The 15,240-nt window shown below is 71.4% G+C and carries 11 protein-coding genes and 1 tRNA gene; 5 read left to right on the top strand and 7 right to left on the bottom strand.

Annotated elements, in window-relative coordinates; translation table 11 throughout:
* Window positions 1-477: 477 nt before the first annotated feature.
* From ACFQ6S_RS34100 to ACFQ6S_RS34115, 4 genes are all read right to left on the bottom strand, one after another.
* On the bottom strand, window positions 478-1,503 hold the full coding sequence (locus ACFQ6S_RS34100; protein WP_383418430.1) for an L-idonate 5-dehydrogenase: 1,026 nt from the start codon (window positions 1,501-1,503) through the stop codon (window positions 478-480).
* A 14-nt stretch (window positions 1,504-1,517) separates the two neighbouring features.
* Window positions 1,518-2,279, bottom strand: coding sequence for an SDR family oxidoreductase (locus tag ACFQ6S_RS34105; RefSeq protein ID WP_383418432.1), 762 nt, complete (start codon window positions 2,277-2,279; stop codon window positions 1,518-1,520).
* 28 nt (window positions 2,280-2,307) lie between these two features.
* Entirely contained in the window at window positions 2,308-3,705 is a 1,398-nt protein-coding gene (locus ACFQ6S_RS34110; RefSeq protein ID WP_383418433.1) for a GntP family permease, read from the bottom strand.
* A 72-nt stretch (window positions 3,706-3,777) separates the two neighbouring features.
* Window positions 3,778-4,296: a gluconokinase gene (locus tag ACFQ6S_RS34115; RefSeq protein ID WP_383418434.1), complete on the bottom strand. Its 519-nt coding sequence runs from the start codon at window positions 4,294-4,296 to the stop codon at window positions 3,778-3,780.
* 137 nt (window positions 4,297-4,433) lie between these two features.
* On the opposite strand from ACFQ6S_RS34115, the gene ACFQ6S_RS34120 reads away from it, so the two are divergent.
* Window positions 4,434-5,135, top strand: a complete 702-nt coding sequence (locus ACFQ6S_RS34120; protein WP_383418436.1) for a FadR/GntR family transcriptional regulator — start codon at window positions 4,434-4,436, stop codon at window positions 5,133-5,135.
* Window positions 5,136-5,153: 18 nt separating this feature from the next.
* Here ACFQ6S_RS34120 and ACFQ6S_RS34125 read toward each other — a convergent pair whose 3' ends face one another.
* Together ACFQ6S_RS34125 and ACFQ6S_RS34130 are read right to left on the bottom strand one after the other, a co-directional pair.
* The gene (locus tag ACFQ6S_RS34125) at window positions 5,154-6,521 is read right to left on the bottom strand and encodes a M1 family metallopeptidase (RefSeq protein WP_383418437.1); all 1,368 of its coding nucleotides are present in this window, start codon (window positions 6,519-6,521) and stop codon (window positions 5,154-5,156) included.
* A 77-nt stretch (window positions 6,522-6,598) separates the two neighbouring features.
* Window positions 6,599-10,453, bottom strand: coding sequence for a Pls/PosA family non-ribosomal peptide synthetase (locus ACFQ6S_RS34130; protein WP_383418439.1), 3,855 nt, complete (start codon window positions 10,451-10,453; stop codon window positions 6,599-6,601).
* 350 nt (window positions 10,454-10,803) lie between these two features.
* Here ACFQ6S_RS34130 and ACFQ6S_RS34135 point away from each other — a divergent pair, with 350 nt between their 5' ends.
* Window positions 10,804-12,069 (top strand): hypothetical protein, encoded by a 1,266-nt coding sequence (locus tag ACFQ6S_RS34135; protein ID WP_383418441.1) that lies wholly within the window; start codon window positions 10,804-10,806, stop codon window positions 12,067-12,069.
* Between the two features lie 13 nt (window positions 12,070-12,082).
* Here ACFQ6S_RS34135 and ACFQ6S_RS34140 read toward each other — a convergent pair.
* Window positions 12,083-12,170, bottom strand: a tRNA-Leu gene (locus ACFQ6S_RS34140).
* 189 nt (window positions 12,171-12,359) lie between these two features.
* On the opposite strand from ACFQ6S_RS34140, the gene ACFQ6S_RS34145 reads away from it, so the two are divergent.
* From ACFQ6S_RS34145 to ACFQ6S_RS34155, 3 genes are all read left to right on the top strand, one after another.
* Window positions 12,360-13,685: a M20/M25/M40 family metallo-hydrolase gene (locus tag ACFQ6S_RS34145; protein ID WP_383418443.1), complete on the top strand. Its 1,326-nt coding sequence runs from the start codon at window positions 12,360-12,362 to the stop codon at window positions 13,683-13,685.
* Between the two features lie 157 nt (window positions 13,686-13,842).
* Window positions 13,843-14,076 (top strand): chaplin ChpH, encoded by a 234-nt coding sequence (gene chpH, locus ACFQ6S_RS34150; protein ID WP_030954008.1) that lies wholly within the window; start codon window positions 13,843-13,845, stop codon window positions 14,074-14,076.
* A 147-nt stretch (window positions 14,077-14,223) separates the two neighbouring features.
* Window positions 14,224-15,072 (top strand): chaplin, encoded by an 849-nt coding sequence (locus tag ACFQ6S_RS34155; protein WP_383418445.1) that lies wholly within the window; start codon window positions 14,224-14,226, stop codon window positions 15,070-15,072.
* Window positions 15,073-15,240: the final 168 nt, after the last annotated feature.

A 15,240-nucleotide genomic window follows, 5' to 3' on the forward strand; every position in this document is an offset into this window, starting at 1 on the left:
AGTCGGGGACCTCGAGAAGCTTCTGGCTCACGGAGGGGCTGGGGGAGGGGCGCGGGGGTTCACTGGTCGTGCCCTTGCCCGGGGAAGCGCTGGGCGTGCCCGTGGACGCGGGTGCGCCGATGTGCCCGTCGGGCCGCTGCCCCGGCGGGGCGGAGGAATTGCCGGCCGGGTCGGTCGGCAGCCTCCCGGCACCGGCCGTCGGTCCGGCGGTGACGATGGTGCTCCCGTCGCCTCTGCCGTCCGCCGTGCCGCCCCCGTCACCGGTGAACGCCACGGCCGCCACCGCCACCGCCCCTACGACGAGCAGCCCCGAGATACGCATCCCGAGGGAAACCGCCATGACGCCCCCCGAAGTTCCTGCCCCCGGCGGCCGACGGAGGCTCCAAGGGTCACCTCATCATCGGGCCGAAGGCGCTCTCGGGGAAGCCGCTTCAAGTGATCGTCCGTGTGAGTCGGCGCACCGGGCACCGCGGAGGTTCAGCCTCCGAAGTCCAGCAGCACCTTGCACGAGCGGCTCCGGTCGGCCGCCAGCGCGAACGCCTGCTCGGCCTCCCGGACCGGCACCACCGCGCTGACCAGCCCGTCGAAGGACCCCTCGGCGGCGAGCAGTTCCAGCGCCGCGTCGAACTCCCCGTCGAAGCGGAACGCCCCCCGCAGCTCGATCTCCCGGCTCACGACGAGATTCCCCGCGAACTGACTGCGCCCCGGCGGCAGCATCCCCAGCTGCACCACGACTCCGCCGCGCCGCACGAGCCGCAGACAGGTGTCCAGACCCGCGGCGACCCCGGACGCCTCGATCGCCACGTCCACTTCGGCGGGCCACCCGGCGTGGTCCGGATCATCGGCCCGTACGACGGTGTCGGCCCCGGCGATCCGCGCGTACTCCAGCGCCGCCGGCAGCAGGTCCGTCACCGTGACCCGCGCGGCCCCCGCCGCCTTCGCCGCCGCGACCACCAGACACCCGATGGGCCCGGCACCGGTGACCAGGACATGCCTCCCGGCTACCGCTCCGGCCCGCCGCACGGCGTGCAGTGCGACGGACAGCGGCTCGGCGAGCGCCGCCCGCCGCAGATCGAGGCCGGCCGGGAGCGGCCGCAACTGGTCGGCCGGAACGGCGACTCGGGACGCGAAGGCGCCCTGCACATGCGGGAAGCGTGCCGCGCTGCCGAGATAGCGGGTGTCCCGGCAGACGTTGCGCCGGCCGTCCGCGCACTCCGGGCAGACCGTGCAGGGGGTGGCGGGGTGCACGGCGACGGCCGTACCGGCGAGGGGACCCGATGCGCCGTCGCCATACGCGACGACCGTGCCGACCATCTCGTGCCCGAGCACCATCGGTTCCCTCAGCAGGAAGTCGCCGACCCCGCCGTGCCGCCAGTAGTGCAGATCGGAGCCGCAGACACCGCCGTAACGCACGGCCACCAGCGCCTGCCCGGGGCCCGGAACCGGCACCGGCAGTTCCTCGACCCGCAGGTCGCCCCGACCGTGGATCACACAACCGAGCATCCCCGCAGCCTCCTTCACAGCACGCTGGTCATGCCGCCGTCGACGTACAGCACCTGTCCGCCGACGAAGTCGGCGGCCGGAGAGGCGAGGAACAGCACCCCGCCCACCAGGTCCTCGGTACGGCCCCAGCGGCCGGCCGGGGTGCGGCGGCGCACCCAGGCGCTGAACTCCTCGTCCGCGACCAAGGGCTGGGTCAGCTCGGTCTCGATGTAGCCGGGACCGAGGCCGTTGACCTGGACGCCGTACGGACCCCAGTCGGCGCACATGCCCTTGGTGAGCATCTTCAGCGCGCCCTTGGTGGCGGCGTAGGGCGCGATGCCGGGGCGGACCACCTCGCTCTGCAGCGAGCAGATGTTGACGATCTTCCCGCGGCCGCGTTCCGTCATCCGCCGGGCCGCCTCGCGGCCGACCAGGAACGCGCTGGTCAGGTTGGTGTTCAGGATGCGGTGCCAGTCCGCGTCGGCGAACTCCAGCAGGGGCGCGCGCAGTTGCATCCCCGCGTTGTTGACCAGGATGTCGAGCGGGCCCACCCGCTCCTCGACGTCCGCGATCCCGGCGGCCACCTCGGGGCCGTCGGTCACGTCGAACACGGCCGTGTGGACGTCGCCGGGCAGTTCCCCGGCGGCTTCGGCGAGGCGTTCGCCGTCACGTCCGTTGAGGACGACCGTGCAGCCGGCCTCGGCCAGGCCGCGGGCGAGCGCGAGGCCGATGCCCCGGCTGGAACCGGTGACCAGGGCCGTGCGGCCGCTGATGTCGAAGAGAGGGTGAGCCGTCATCGTCGTAATCCCTGAACGAGTCGTACCGCTAAATGACCAGTGAGAGCAGCAGGACCAGACCACCGGCGACCACCGAGATGATCGTCTCCATGACGGACCAGGTCTTGACGGTCTGGCCGACGGTCAGCCCGAAGTACTCCTTCACCAGCCAGAAACCGGCGTCGTTGACATGGCTGAAGAACAGCGAGCCGGCGCCGATGGCCAGGACGAGAAGGGCCGCGTGGGTCGTCGACATGTCGGCCGCGAGCGGGGCGACCAGACCGGCCGCGGAGACCGTGGCCACCGTCGCCGAGCCCGTCGCGAGCCGGATCGCCACCGCGATCAGCCAGGCGAGCAGCAGCGCGGGGATCGACCAGTCCTCGGAGATCTCCAGGACCATCTGGCCCACCCCGGTGTCGATCAGCGTCTGCTTGAAGCCGCCGCCGGCGCCCACGATGAGCAGGATGCCCGCGATGGGGGCGAGGCTCTTCTCGACCAGCGGCGAGATCCGCTCCTTGCTGAAGCCGGCGGGCCTGAGCAGGGTGAAGATGCCGACGAGCACCGAGGCGAGCAGGGCGATCAGCGGCGAGCCGACCACGTCGAAGACCCGCTGGACGGTGTTCTCGGGGTTGTCGATCACGATGTCGACCAGAGCCTTGGAGAGCATCAGGACGACCGGCAGCAGGATGGTCGCGAGGGTGGCGCCGAAGCCCGGACGCTTCTGAAGGTCCTCCGAGACGCGCTGGGGGATCATCCGGTCCGGGGCCGGGACGTCCACCCAGCGGGCGGCGTACCGCGAGAACACCGGCCCGGCGATGATCACCGTCGGTATGGCGATGAGGACGCCGAGCGCCAGCGTCACACCGAGGTTGGCACCGATGGCGTCGATCGCGACCAGCGGGCCCGGGTGCGGCGGGACCAGACCGTGCATCACGGACAGTCCGGCGAGGGCGGGGATGCCGATGCGCATCAGCGAGTAGTTGCCGCGCTTGGCGACCATCAGCACGACCGGGATCAGCAGCACCACGCCGACCTCGAAGAACAGCGGAAGACCGATCACCGAGGCGATCAGAACCATCGCCCAGGGCATCGTCCGCCCGCTCGCCCTGGCGAGGATGGTGTCGACGATCTGGTCGGCGCCGCCGGAGTCGGCGAGCATCTTGCCGAGGATCGCGCCGAGCGCGATCAGCACGCCCACGCCGGCCACGGTGGTGCCGAGCCCGGTGGTGAAGCTGACGATGACCTTGTCGAGCGGCGCCCCGGCGAACGCGCCGAGCGCCAGCGACCCGATGGTCAGCGCCAGGAACGCGTGGAGCTTGAACTTGGTGATGAGCAGGACGATGACGGCGATGCCCGCCAGGACGGCGATGCCCAGCTGAGCGTGGCCGGCCGAGGTGATGGGCTCGACGGTGTCCGCTGCCAGCATCTCGACGCTGAGTCTGGTCACGGGGGTTTCCCTTGCAGGTACGGGGATGGGGGAGGGGGTGCTGCCGTGGGGGGGGAGATGGTGCGGGAGGTGCTACGCGACCGACTCGGGAAGCCCGTTCAGCGCGTCGGCGGCCCGTGCGGTGATCTCCTCCGGGCTGCCGGTGACATCGACGGCGACTCCGGCCTCGTCGGCCTGGAGCGGCTGGAGCGTGGCGAACTGCGAGTCCAGCAGCGCGGTCGGCATGAAGTGCCCCTGCCGGTGCGTCATCCGGTCCTCGATGAGGGCCCGGTCACCGGTGAGGTGCACGAACACGACCCCGGGCGCCGCGGCCCGCAGCCGGTCCCGGTACGACCGCTTCAGTGCCGAGCAGCTGACCACCCCGCCGAGCCCCGCCCGCTCGTGCGCCCAGGTGCCGATGGCATCGAGCCAGGGCCACCTGTCGGTGTCGTCGAGCGGGGTGCCGGCCGACATCTTGGCGATGTTGGCCGGCGGGTGGAAGTCGTCGCCCTCGGCATAAGGGGCGCCGAGCCGGGCCGCGAGCAGGGGACCGATGGTGGTCTTCCCGGTGCCCGCTACGCCCATGACCACGACGACATGGGGGGTACTCATCGCTGCCTCACTGTCTGCTGTCCTCGTCGACACGTGATGTCGACGCAACTGAAGCTCATTAGGTACGACGAATTCAAGAGTGTGTGACATATAAGTCTGACTTTTTGAGATCGTGATCCACCCCGTACGCTGAGTGCATGACCACTCCGGGCCGGGGTCTGCACGGCCATGTACTCGAAACCCTCGGTCCAGCGATCGCCGCGGGCGAGTACCCGCCCGGCAGCGTCCTGCGCACCGACGAACTGGCGCAGCGCTTCGATGTGTCCCGCTCGGTCATGCGCGAGGCGGTCCGCGTCCTGGAGTCCATGCACCTGGTCGAGTCCCGCCGCCGCGTGGGCGTCACGGTCCTTCCCCGGTCCGAGTGGAACGTCTACGACCCTCAGCTCATCCGCTGGCGTCTGGCCGGCGCCGACCGCCCCGGGCAGCTGCGTTCGCTCACGGTCCTGCGCTCGGCGATCGAGCCGGTGGCCGCAGGCCTGGCGGCGAAGCACGCCACCGCCGACCAGTGCGCCGAACTCACCGAGTGCGCCCTCGGCATGGTCGCCCACTCACGCGGCCACCAGCTGGAGGGCTACCTCCTCCACGACGTCGCCTTCCACCGCGCCATCCTCAACGCCTCCGGCAACGAGATGTTCGCGCGCCTGGGCGACGTCGTCGCCGAGGTCCTCGCCGGCCGTACCCACCACGAGGTCATGTTCGAGGACCCCGACCCGGCCGCGGTCACCCTGCACGTCCAGGTCGCGGAGGCGGTCCGCGCGGGCGACGCCGTCCGCGCGGAGCACCTGACCCGCGAGATCACGGTCGGCGCCCTTCAGGAACTGGACATCCTGGCGCCGTAGCCCAAGGCGCGGCCGCCCTCAGGCACCCGGCGGAAACGCGGGCTGCTCCGGAATCCGCAGCTCCTGCTCCGGCAACGGCGGCAGGGCCCCCTGCTCCACCCACGCCCGCAGCAGATCGTCCACCGGCTCGGACGCGAACCGCCCGACATGCGCGACGAACGCCGCCGTGGTCACCGCACTCCCGCGATGCTGACCGGCCCATCCGCGCAGCATCCGGAAGAAGGCCTGTTCCCCCAAGGCGCAGCGCACGGCGTGCACCACGAGCCCACCGCGCTGATACAGCCGGTCGTCGAACATCGACTTGCGCCCGGGATCGGCCAGCCGGAGATCCTGCGGCTGCCCGGCGAGCAGCCGATGCGCCGCCGCGGCGTGCTGCTGCGCGGTCCGTCCGCCCGAGCGCTCCGACCACAGCCACTCGGCGTACTTCGCGAAGCCCTCGTTCAGCCATATGTGCCGCCAGTCGGCGATCGACACACTGTTGCCGAACCACTGGTGCGCCAGCTCGTGCGCGACCAGCCGCTCCCAACCCCGCGCGCCGTCCACATGGTTGGCGCCGAAGAGCGACAACCCCTGTGCCTCGACCGGCACATCGAGCTCTTCCTCCGTCACGACGACGGCGTACTCCTCGAACGGGTAGGGCCCGAACAGCTCCTGGAACAGCTCCATCATCGCCGGCTGCCGCGCGAAGTCCCTCGAGAACTCGGGCAGCAGATGCGCCGGAATGTGCCCGTGCTGAGGCACCCCGCCGGGCCCGGGATCCCCGAGCAGCACCGTCTGGTACTTCCCGATGGCCAGCCCGACCAGATAGCTCGACGTCGGCGCCGACTGCTCGTACACCCAGGTCGTCGTCGAGGCTTTCGTCGTGCGGGTCAGCAGGCGCCCGCCCGCCACCACCGCGTACGCCGACGGCGTGGTGATCGAGATCTGGTACGACGCCTTGTCGGCGGGCCGGTCGTTGCACGGGTACCACGACGGCGCCCCGATCGGCTGGCTCGCCACCAGCGCCCCGTCCTCCAGCTCCTCCCAACCGAGACCGCCCCAGGGGCTGTTCACCGGCTTGGGGTTGCCCGACCAGTGCACCTCGACCGTGAAGGCCGCCCCGGCGCGGATCGGCTTGGCGGGGCGGACCCGCAGGCGCCCGCCGCGATGGGCGTAGTGCGGCTGCCGCCCGTCGAGCCGGACCCGGCCGATCTTGAAATCGGCCAGGTTCAGCACGAACTCGGTGAGCGGCGCCCGTCCCGCTATGGCGTTGATCCGGGCCGTCCCCGACAACCGGTTCGGGCCGGGGCGGTAGTCCAGCGCGAGCTCGTACCGGTGCACCCGGTAGCGGGGGTCGCCGTGCTCCGGGAAGTACGGGTCCGCGCCCGCCGTCTGCTGAACTGCCACTGCTGTCTGTGCTCCCTGCGCCGTACTGCTGCCACCGAATGCCGGCCCACCGCTTACCGGCTCCGAGTGGGCCGTACTCAGGGACGCCATGCCTCGATCGGGTTACCGAGCCAACGGGTGTCGTCGGGGACCGACTCCGCCGCCATCACGAGCGACGCGGGACCCAGCGTCGTACGGGCCCCGATCGCGCTGCCGGGCAGAACGATCCCGCCAGGACCCAGCGTCGCGCCCTCACGGAGGACCACAGTATCCGTCCGCAAGATCCGGTCGTGGAAGAGGTGTGTCTGGAGCACACAGCCCCGGTTCACGGTGGCGGCGTCCTCAAGGGTCACCAGATCGGTCTCCGGAAGCCAGTAGCTCTCGACCCACACACCCTTGCCGATCCGCGCGCCGAGCCCGCGCAGCCACGCCGTCATCACCGGCGTACCGGGCACCGAACCCGCGAGCCACGGCACCGCGAGCACCTCGACGAAGGTGTCGGCCAGCTCGTTGCGCCACACGAAGGAGGACCACAGCGGATGCTCACCGCTGTGATGCCGCCCCACCAGCAGCCACTTCGCGACGATCGACACCACTCCGGCGACGGCCCCCGCCGCCAGCAGCACCAGCCCGGACAGCAGCGGCGCCCAGACGCCCAGCGCACACAGCGCGGCGATCGTCAGCACCGCGAGCCCCGCCGAGCAGAACACCGGCACGATCCGGCACAGCTCCACCAGACCCCGTGCCCACAGCAGCCGGGCCGGCGGATCGTAGGTCAGGCTCTGGTCGCCGTCGGCCGCGGAGCGCGGCAGCTTGACCGGCGGCAGCCCCAGATACGAGGTGCCCTTCTTGGCCTTCTTCGGCGTCGCCGACAGCACGCCGACCAGCCCGCCGTCCGGCACGGTCCGTCCGGGCCCGGTCATCCCCGAGTTCCCGAGGAAGGCCCGCCGCCCGATCTCCGCACGCCCGATCCGCATCCAGCCGCCACCGAGCTCGTACGGCGCGGTCAGGGTGTCGTCGGCCAGGAACGCGCCCTCGCCGACCGTCGTCAGGCTCGGCAGCGCGAGCACCGTGGACACCTCGGCGCCCCGCCCGATCCGCATCCCGAGCAGCCGCAGCCACACCGGCGTGACCAGCCCGGCGTACAGCGGGAACAGGGTGTCGCGGGAGCGGTCCATCAGCTGGGTGACGGTCCAGGCCTGCCAGCCGACCCTGCTGTGCGTGGGGTGCGTGCCCTCGCGCAGGCCGAGGCTCAGCAGTCGTACGCCGATCAGGATCAGCAGCGCGTACGCCGCCCCGAAGGCGAGCGTCGCCGGCACGAGGGCCAGCGCGGCGCCCGCCAGGGGCGCGTCCGGCGTGAAGAACACCCGGGCCACGAGGAACGCGGCCGCCCCCGCCAGCACCGGCAGCGCGCTGAGCGCGAAGCCCGTGATGCCATACATGACACGCCAGTACGTCCCGCGCCGCGGCCGCTCCTTGGGCCAGTTGCGCTTGGCCTTGCCGAGCTTGACCGCGGGCGCGCCCGCCCAGCGCTGACCGGTCGGGATCTGCCCGGTGACCGCCGAGCCGGGGGCCACCTCGGCCCGCTTGCCGACGCGGGCGCCCGGGAAGATCATGCTGCGCGTGCCGACGACGGCGTGCGCGCCCACCTTCACGGTGCCGATCTCCAGGCGGTCGCCGTCCAGCCAGTACCCGGACAGGTCCACCTCGGACTCGACCGCGGCGCCGCGCCCGAGCTTGAGCAGCCCGGTGACCGGCGGCAGCGAGTGCAGATCGACCTCGGGCCCGACCTTGGCGCCCAGCGCCCGCGCGTACCGCTCCAGCCACGCCCCGGTCAGCGAGTTCGCCCCGGTGAAATCGGCCAGCCGCTCGGCCGTCCACAGCCGCACATGCACGCTGCCACCGCGCGGGTACCGGCCGGGCGTCACGCCCCGCAGCAGCATCCGCGCCCCGCCGGCGGCCAGCGCGAGCCGCCCCGGCGGGCTGAACAGCACCGCGGCGCCGGCCGCGAGCAGCCACCAGGGGGCGGTGGGCAGCCACGAGTAGGCGGGCAGCAGATTGCCGAGCACGGCCAGCGCGACCGTCCAGCGCAGGCCGAGCAGCGTGAACAGCGGAACGAGCAGCAGCAGCTGGATCAGCTGCGCACTGCGGGGCACCGGCGCGACGACGCGCTCCGCCCCGTCGTCGTGCACGGAGGCCTCGAGGTGCCGCGCCAGCTTGCGCAGCACCGGCTGCTGGTAGATGTCGAGGACGGCGGCGCTCGGATAGCGGGTACGCAGCCGCGTCGTCAGCTGGGCGGCGGCCAGACTGCCGCCGCCGATCGCGAAGAAGTCGTCGGAGGCACCGGTGACCGGGATGCCGAGCACCTCGGTCCACTGCTCGGCCAGCCACGCCTCGGTGCCGTAGAGCTGCTCCGCCGGGCCACCCGCCTCCAGGCCCTCCAGCGGCCACGGCAGCGCATTGCGGTCCACCTTGCCCGAGGTACGGGTCGGCAGATCCTCGACCGGCGCGAGCAGCGGCACGAGCGCGGCGGGCAGCTCCGCCCGCAGCTTCTGCACCGCCGTCGCCTGGTCCCAGCCGTCCTGGGTGACGACGTACCCGACGAGCAGCTGATTGCCGCTGCGAGCCGTCCGCACGGCGGCGGCCGCACCGGCCACCCCGGGCAGCGCCTGCAGCGCGGCGTCCACCTCACCGAGCTCGATCCGCCGGCCGCCGAGCTTGATCTGCTCGTCGGCCCGTCCGAGGAAGACCAGCCCCTCCGGCTCCGCCTTCACCAGGTCACCGCTGCGGTACGCCCGCTCCCAGCCGAGCGACTCCAGCGGGGCGTACTTCTCCGCGTCCTTCTCGGCATCGAGATACCGGGCCAGACCGACCCCGCCGATCACCAGCTGCCCGCTGGAACCCATCGGCACGGGCTCGCCGGCCTCGTCCACGACGGCCAGCTCCCAGCCGTTCAGCGGCAGCCCGATCCGGATCGGCTCCTCGCCGCCCATCAGCGACGCACAGGCCACCACGGTCGCCTCGGTGGGCCCGTAGGTGTTCCACACCTCGCGGCCCTCGGTCACCAGCCGCTGCGCCAGCTCGGGCGGGCAGGCCTCGCCGCCGAAGATCAGCAGACGTACGTCGCCCAGGGCCTCCACCTCCCAGAGCGCGGCGAGCGTGGGCACGGTCGACACGACCGTGATCTCCTGCTCGACCAGCCACGGCCCGAGATCGGCACCGCTGCGGACCTGCGAACGCGGCACCGGCACCAGACAGGCGCCGTACCGCCAGGCCAGCCACATCTCCTCGCAGGACGCGTCGAACGCGACCGAAAGACCCGCCATCACCCGGTCACCGGGCCCGATCGGCTCCTCGGTGAGGAACAGCGCGGCCTCGGCGTCCACGAACGCGGCGGCACTGCGGTGCGAGACGGCGACGCCCTTCGGCTTTCCGGTCGAGCCGGAGGTGAAGATGATCCAAGCGTCGTCCTCGACGCCGGGGCGGGCCGCGGGGACGTCACTGCGCGAGTGCACGGTCAGCTCGTGCCCGGCGCCGACGACGGCGCGTACGTCCGCCTCCCCGAACACCAGCTCGGCCCGCTCGTCCGGGTCCTCGGCGTCCACGGGGACATAGGCGGCGCCGGCCGCGAGTACGGCGAGGATCGCGACGTACAGGTCATTGGTGCCGGACGGCACGCGCACGCCCACCCGGTCGCCGCGCCCGACCCCGGCCTCGGCAAGTCCGCGCCGCAGCCGCTCCACCTCGACGGCCAGCGCCCGGTAGGTCAGGCTGGTCGTGCCGTCGTCCAGCGCCGGCTCGTCCGGATACGACCGCACGGACGCGTCGAAGATGTCGACGAGCGTGCGTGGGGAGGCCGCGGAGCCTCCGGAGAAGCGGGCGGTGTCGCCGAACTTCTCGCGGATCTCTTCGTCGAGCAGGCCGAGAGCATCGCTCTCGTGTATCGCTGCCATCCGGTCCTCGCGTCTCGATCCCGGATGCCTCCGGGGCGCTGGCGGGCCCGCAGGTATGCCTGGGGTTGTCCGGCTCCAGCTTCGTAACAAGCCGGAAATTTTAGTACGACGCTAGGTTGGGGGCCGGGCTTCGACCACTCCGGACCGCCGTTCGGGGCGTTCACGGACGCCGTATACGGGCGCTGACCTGGTGATCTTCAAGCGGACGAGATATGCCCCACACAGTGGGTGAGGTGCCGTTAACAGGGCGTCCGGATGGCCCATTCCCGGATGCCGTGAGCCCCGTGTTCAGCGGCAATGGACACAGGCCCCGGGGGTACCGCGGCCGGTGTCCCGATGCCGGAGGACGGATGTCGAACCCACCCCAGGGCGGTCGTACCGGCAGGGTCCTGCGCAGCACGGCCTCCGCGGTGCTGATCGTCCTCGCGTGCGTCCTGGCCCCGGTCACCGTGATCACGGTGTGGGTGCACGACATCGCCCTCGACACCGACCGCTACGTCAAGACGATGAAGCCGCTCGCCACCGACCGCGCGATCGAGGACGCCGTGCGCCACCGGCTCGTCGACGCGGTGGACGTCCGCGTGAACGGCAAGCAGGTGACCGCCGACATCTCCGACTGGCTGAAGTCACAGGGCCTGCCGCCCCGCGCGGCCGATGCCGTCAAGGCACTGGCCCCGCAGGTGGACGAGGCCGTCAACGCCGCCGCGGACCGGGTGGCGAAGCGTTTCGTCGAGAGCGACCGGTTCGAGAAGCTGTGGGTCACGGCGAACCGGACCGCCCACTCGGCCGTGGTGCACGCCCTCACCGGCAAGGGACGCGGGGCCATCGGCGTCGAGGAGGGCACCGTGACCCTCGACGTCGGATCGGCCGTGGAGCAGGTCAAGAAGGAACTGGTGAACGCCGGTGTGCAGCCGGCTTCCAAGATCCCGGCCGTCGAGAAGCAGGTCGTCCTGTTCAAGTCCGACGAACTCGACCAGTTCCAGGACGCGGCACACGCGCTGGACCTGGCCGGATACTGGATGCCGGTGATCACCGTGCTGCTCGGGGCCGCGGGCATCCTGCTGGCCCGCCGTCGCCGCCGTGCCCTGGCGAAGGCGGCCCTCGGAGCGGCCTTCGGCTGCCTCGTCGTGGCCATCGGCCTCGTCGTCGCCCGCCGCTACTACCTGGACCATCTGCCGCCGACCATCCTGTCCGAGCCAGCGGCGGCCTCGGTCTTCGACACACTCCTGCGCTTCTTGAAGGTCACCCTGCGGACCGTGATCGTGCTCGGCGTGGTCGTCGCCCTCGGCGCCTACCTCGTCGGCCCCGGGCGACTGCCCCGCGCGGTACGCGGCTGGGCCGAGCAGGGCGCCGACACCACGGCCCGGTGGGCCGACTCGCACGGCATCACCACGGGCCGGGCCGGGACCTGGACCGAGGCCAACCGCAGGTGGCTCACCATCGGCGTCCTGCTGCTGATCACTCTGGTGTTCGCACTGTGGAACAACCCGACGGTCCTGACGATCGTGGTCCTGCTGATCGTCCTGCTCGCGGCACTCCTGGTGATCGCCCTGCTCGCGGCCGACGGCCGCAGAAGAGTCACAGGGACCCCGGAAAAGCAAGAAACCCCTGGTTGACAGGGGTTTCAGCTGGTGTCCGAGGGGGGACTTGAACCCCCACGCCCGATAAAGGGCACTAGCACCTCAAGCTAGCGCGTCTGCCATTCCGCCACCCGGACAAGGTGTCTGTCGCGCGTGGTTTCCCCCGCGGCGACAGAGGAAACATTACCAGGCTTTCGAGGGGTGCCCGATCACCCCCCGTCGCGACGTGAACTGCGTGTGACGGGTCGCGGCCGGTCTTGGGCCGGGCCGCCGCGAGGGGCAGGATGAGGGGGACCACCGGCAGCGACCGCGCGGAAGGAAGCAGCGTGAGTGAGACGGGCACGACCAGGGGCGTCACCGGCGAGGACGAGGTCGTGGACCTCTGCCGCGAGCTGATCCAGATCGACACCAGCAACTACGGCGACCACTCGGGTCCCGGTGAGCGCAAGGCGGCCGAGTACGTCGCCGAGAAGCTCGCCGAGGTGGGCCTCGAACCGCAGATCTTCGAGTCGCACCCAGGGCGTGCCTCCACGGTGGCCCGCATCCAGGGCGAGGACCCCTCCAGGCCCGCGCTGCTCATCCACGGCCACACCGACGTCGTACCGGCCAACGCCGTCGACTGGACCCACCACCCCTTCTCCGGCGAGGTCGCGGACGGATGCGTGTGGGGGCGCGGGGCCGTCGACATGAAGGACATGGACGCGATGACCCTGGCGGTCGTGCGTGACCGGCTGCGCAGCGGCCGCAGGCCGCCGCGGGACATCGTGCTCGCGTTCCTCGCCGACGAGGAGGCCGGCGGCAAGTTCGGCGCCCGGTTCCTCGTCGACAAGCACCCCGGCCTGTTCGAGGGCGTCACCGAGGCGATCAGCGAGGTCGGCGGGTTCTCGTTCACCGTGAACGAGCAGCGGCGGCTCTATCTGATCCAGACGGCAGAGAAGGGCATGCACTGGATGAAGCTGACCGTGGCCGGTACGGCCGGACACGGGTCGATGATCCACCGGGACAACGCCATCACCGAACTGTCGGAGGCGGTCGCGCGGCTCGGCCGGCACACGTTCCCGGTGCGGGTCACCAAGACCACGCGGGCCTTCCTCGACGAACTCGGTGATGCCCTCGGCACCGAGCTGGACCCGGAGAACATGGAGGGCACCCTCGCCAGGCTCGGCGGCATCGCCAAGCTCATCGGCGCGACCCTGAGCAACACGGCCAACCCCACCCAGCTCGGCGCCGGCTACAAGGTCAACGTCATCCCGGGCGAGGCCACCGCCCACGTCGACGGCCGGTTCCTGCCCGGCTTCGAGGAGGAGTTCCTCGCCGACCTCGACAAGATCCTCGGGCCCAAGGTCCGGCGCGAGGACGTGCACGCCGACAAGGCCGTCGAGACGAGCTTCGACGGGGCGCTGGTGGACGCCATGCAGTCCGCGCTGGTCGCCGAGGACCCGGCCGCGAAGGCGATCCCCTACATGCTCTCCGGCGGCACGGACGCCAAGTCCTTCGACGACCTGGGGATCCGCGGCTTCGGCTTCGCCCCGCTGAAGCTGCCGCCGGAGCTGGACTTCGCCGGCATGTTCCACGGCGTCGACGAGCGGGTACCGGTCGATGGGCTGAAGTTCGGGGTCCGGGTGCTCGACCGGTTCATCGATGCGTCCTGAATCGACCCACTGAAACGACACTTCAGAATTCGACCAGACGTACTGGGCGTGACCGGCGAGAGTGAACCCGCTCATAGGGTCGTAGCCCTATTAGTTCCTCCTCGTTACAGGTGATGTGATCAGCTACTTGTGATCGCATTGCCAACAAGGAGGAATAATGATCAAGAAGGTCGTCGCCGCTGCGGCTGCCACCGGTGGGCTGGTTCTCGCGGGCGCGGGCCTGGCCGTTGCCGACTCCGGTGCCCAGGGTGCCGCGGTGCACTCCCCGGGCGTTCTGTCGGGCAACGTGGTTCAGGTTCCGGTTCACGTCCCCGTGAACGTCTGCGGCAACACGATCTCGGTGATCGGGCTGCTGAACCCCGCCTTCGGCAACACCTGCATCAACAAGTGACGTTGTGCCTCGCCCCGTGAAAAGGGGCTGAGCCCGTCGGCCCCGGAGCGCGTGCCATGCGCTCCGGGGCCGACCGGCCTTTCTGGACGTCGGTGGAATTCCCGACGTCGTCCATTCGGAACAACGTCGAAGGCAGGTAATCAGCAAATGCGACAGGTCACCCGCAAGGGCCTGATGACCGTGGCGGCCGCGACCGGCGTCATCGCCGCCGCGGGCGGCACGGCCCACGCGACCGGCGCGGGGGCGCACGGCTCCAGCTCGCACTCGCCCGGCGTGCTGTCGGGCAACACGGTGCAGGCGCCGGTGCACGTGCCGGTCAACGTCTGCGGCAACACCGTCAATGTCGTCGGGGTGCTCAACCCGTCGATCGGCAACAGCTGCGCCAACCACGGCGGCTCCGGCGGCGGCTCAGGAGCCTCGGCCGACGGGCACGCCAGTGACTCGCCCGGTGTCGGCTCGGGCAACCACGTCGAGGCGCCGGTGCATGTGCCGGTCAATGTGTGCGGCAACAGTGTCGACATCATCGGCATCGGCAACCCCAGCTCGGGCAACGACTGCGGCAACGGCGGCGGGGGGCACACCCCGCCGGGGTCGCCGGAGCAGCCCGGTAACCCCGGGAATCCGGGCAACCCTGGTAATCCCGGGAATCCGGGTAACCCCGGGAACCCTGGTAATCCCGGGAACCCCGGCAATCCGGGAAACCCCGGTAATCCCGGAAACCCGGGGAACCCTGGAAACCCCGGAAACCCCGGAAACCCGGTCGAGCCGACCCACCCCGGTTCCCCGAGCACGCCGCCCGGCAATGGCGGCGTGACCCCGGGCGGCGGCTCCTCGCACGCGAACCAGCCGGGCGCCCACTTCGTCACCCAGCCCCAGGGCGACGCACAGCTCGCCCAGACCGGCAGTGACCTGCCGATGGGCCTCGTCCTGCCGGTCGGCGCGGGTGCGCTGCTGGCGGGCGCGATGCTGTACCGCAAGGCACGGCCGTCGGAGTAGGCGAAAGCCGTAGGGCACGACGTCCGGCCCGGCCTCCGGCGGACAACGGAGCGGGGCCCCCCCCCCCGGGGCCCCCCCCTCTTTTTCCCCCCCCCCCCCCCCCTCCTTTTCCCTCCCCCCCCCCCCCCCCCCCCCACCCACGTACCCTCCCACCTCAACCCCACCCCC

The organism is Streptomyces sp. NPDC056479, from assembly GCF_042795335.1.
Taxonomy (GTDB): Bacteria; Actinomycetota; Actinomycetes; order Streptomycetales; family Streptomycetaceae; genus Streptomyces.